This window comes from Alterinioella sp. (assembly GCF_058343375.1).
The window spans coordinates 1-3,166 of record NZ_JBTUJH010000022.1 but is presented as its reverse complement, the minus strand read 5'-3'; the positions used below and the strand labels follow the sequence as shown (position 1 = coordinate 3,166).

At 66.6% G+C, this 3,166-nt stretch carries 3 protein-coding genes; 1 reads left to right on the top strand and 2 read right to left on the bottom strand.

The features are described 5' to 3' along the window. Positions 1-77: 77 nt before the first annotated feature. Together ACW8PS_RS04440 and meaB are read right to left on the bottom strand one after the other, a co-directional pair. On the bottom strand, positions 78-284 hold the full coding sequence (locus tag ACW8PS_RS04440) for a cold-shock protein (RefSeq protein ID WP_491526085.1): 207 nt from the start codon (positions 282-284) through the stop codon (positions 78-80). Positions 285-583: 299 nt separating this feature from the next. Continuing rightward, positions 584-1,573, bottom strand: coding sequence for a methylmalonyl Co-A mutase-associated GTPase MeaB (gene meaB / locus ACW8PS_RS04435; protein WP_491526084.1), 990 nt, complete (start codon positions 1,571-1,573; stop codon positions 584-586). 134 nt (positions 1,574-1,707) lie between these two features. On the opposite strand from meaB, the gene hrpB reads away from it, so the two are divergent. After that, on the top strand, positions 1,708-3,166 hold a 1,459-nt coding region (gene hrpB, locus ACW8PS_RS04430; protein ID WP_491526083.1), incomplete at its 3' end, for an ATP-dependent helicase HrpB.

Below are 3,166 nucleotides of genomic sequence, written 5' to 3'. Positions count from 1 at the left end.
AAAAAAACGGACGCATCGTTGCCAATGCGTCCGTTTCAATGTCATTCCTTCATCCCCGCGTGGCGGGGATCCGGGCCTTACGCCAGTGCGATATTGGTCGCGCTTTCGCGGCCGTCACGGCCGGGCTCGATGTCGAAGGTCACTTTCTGGTCGTCGGCCAGACCGGTCAGACCTGCGCGCTCAACGGCAGAGATGTGCACGAACACGTCTTTGCTGCCGCCATCGGGCGCGATGAAGCCGAAGCCTTTAGTTGCGTTGAACCATTTGACGGTGCCAGTAGCCATCGTCGTTTCTCCTATAGTACTGCCCACGGGATGCGGCAGGTCGGCAAAGTCAGTGCAAGATCGAGAGACTGAGCCGGTAGGAGCAGTTTGGTCGATAGTGGTAACGTCGCGAGCGCTATATGAGCCGAAACGAAGGAAAAAGCAAGCGGAATGCGCGTGCATTGCAAATCGGGCAGAACTCCGCACATTTCGAGCGATTTGATGATGAAGCGCCATGAAACACGTGGTTTTGCGAGCGTTGGCCGGGCGCGCCTATCGACAGGAACGACTCGGTCAAACCGAAAACGGCTGCTGCCGGTTTAGCGTTTCAACGCCGCCAGAAATGCGACCGCCGCCGCGTCGGGTGATAACTTTCCCGCCGCCACTTCGGCACCCAGATCAGCCATCCGGGCACGAATCTCGGGGCTGGCCGTCATTTGCGCCAGCAGGCCTGATCGCACCTCCTGCTCGAACCAGTGGCGGGCCTGCTCAGAGCGGCGGGCCTGCCAATACCCATGCTCGCGGCGCCACTGGGCCAGCCTCTGCATCTCGGTCCATGCCTGCATCAGCCCGTCGCCGGTGACCGCGGAAACCGGCATCGCCATGGGGAAGCCGTCGGGGTCATGGACGCGCTTGCGCATCAGCCGCAGCGCCCCGGCATAATCGGCACAGGTCCGCGTGGCGGCGGATTTCAGATCACCATCGGCCTTGTTGACAAGGATGAGGTCGGCAATCTCCATGATGCCGCGTTTCACCCCCTGCAATTCGTCGCCACCCGCCGGGGCCAGCAGCAGCACGAAAATATCGCACATTTCGGCCACCATGGTTTCGGACTGCCCGACGCCGACCGTTTCAATCAGCACCACGTCGAAATCAGCCGCCTCGCACAGCGCCACCGCCTCACGCGTGCGCCGCGACACGCCGCCCAGATGTGACAGCGAGGGCGAGGGCCGGATAAAGGCGTTTTTCTGGCGGCTCAGCTGTTCCATGCGGGTCTTGTCGCCCAGAATCGACCCGCCCGAGCGGGTCGAGGACGGATCGACCGCCAATACCGCTACTTTCAGGCCCTGACCTGTCAGCATCATGCCAAAGGCCTCGATAAAGGTGGATTTGCCGACGCCCGGCGTGCCCGACAACCCGATCCGCAGCGCCTGACGCCCATGCCCGGCCAGCGCATCCAACAGCGCGGTGGCCTGTTGCCGGTGATCGGGCCGGGTGCTTTCAACCAGCGTGACCGCGCGCGCCAGGGCCCGGCGTTCACCGGCCAGAATGCGGGCAGGCAGATCATCGGGCAGGCGTGGCTCGGGCATGGGTCGGGGTCTTTCTGCAACGGGTTCGGTATCGGTTTTCCCCGCCATGGGTCGGATTGTCCAGCCCCGCATCGGGTGTTGACCTTGGCCGGGCGGCCACGGCTTATGACAGCAGAACAGCCCGAGGCCCGCCCGTGACCGCCCTGCCCATCGACCCCATCCTGCCCGATCTGCTGGCCGCGCTTGCCCGCCATGGCCGGGCCGTGTTGCAGGCCCCGCCCGGTGCCGGCAAGACCACGCGGGTGCCGCTGGCCCTGTTGGAGGAAAACCGCATTCAAGGCCGCATCCTGATGCTGGAGCCGCGCCGCCTTGCCGCGCGGGCCGCCGCCGAACGCATGGCCGAAACGCTTGGCGAAGCGGTGGGCGCGACCGTTGGCTACCGGGTGCGCGGCGACGCCAATATCGGCAAGGCCACCCGGATCGAAGTTGTGACCGAGGGCATCCTGACCCGCATGGTGCAGGACAATCCCGAATTGCCGGGCATCGGCGCGGTGATCTTTGACGAGTTTCACGAACGCTCGCTCAATGCGGATCTGGGGCTGGCGCTGACCTGGGAAGTGCGCGGGGCGCTGCGCGAGGATCTGGTTATCCTTGTGATGTCGGCCACGCTGGATGCCGGGCCAGTGGCCGCCTTGCTGGACCACGCGCCGGTGATCACCTCGCAAGGCCGCGGCCACCCGATCGAGACCCGCTGGCGCGATCGCCCCGCTCCGGCAAAGGCGCGGATCGAAGACAGCGTGGCCGATCTGATCCGTATGGCGATCCGCGAGACGCAGGGTGGCATCCTTGCGTTCCTTCCGGGTGAAGGTGAGATCCGCCGCACCGCCGCCCGCCTGTCGGACCTGCCAGGCACCATCGCCCTGCATCAGCTTTTCGGGGCCATGCCGCTTGCCGCGCAACGCGCCGCCCTGCGACCGGAAAGCCCCGACAAGCGCAAATTGGTGCTGGCCACCGCGATTGCCGAAACCTCGCTGACCATCCCCGATATCCGCGTGGTGGTCGATGGCGGGCGGGCGCGGCGGGCCCGGTTCGATCCCGGCTCGGGCATGGCGCGGCTGGTAACCGAGCCGGTTTCGCGCGCCGAGGCCGACCAGCGCCGGGGCCGGGCCGGCCGGGTGGCCGAAGGTGTCTGTTATCGCAACTGGACCAAAGGGGCCGAAGGCGCGCTGCCCGCTTTTGCACCGGCCGAGATCGAGGCAACCGATCTGACCGGTCTGGCCCTGGATCTTGCGCAATGGGGGGCGGGAGATGGCACCGGGCTGGCCTTTCTGACGCCCCCGCCCGGCGGGGCCTTGGCCAAGGCGCAGACTCTGCTGGCCGGGCTTGGCGCGCTGGATGATCAAGGCCGGATCACAGCCCACGGGCGCGCCTTGGCCCAGATTCCGCTGCATCCGCGTCTGGCCCATATGCTGACCAGGGGCGGCAGGGGGGCCGAACGGCTTGCAGCGCTTCTGGCCGACCGGGATCCGCTGCGCGGCCAAGGCGTGGATCTGTCGCTTCGGATCCGCGCGCTGGATGATCCCGCCGCAATGGGGGCCGATCGCGGCGCGGTGGCGCGCATCCGCGATGAGGCCCGCCGCCTGGCCCGGTTTG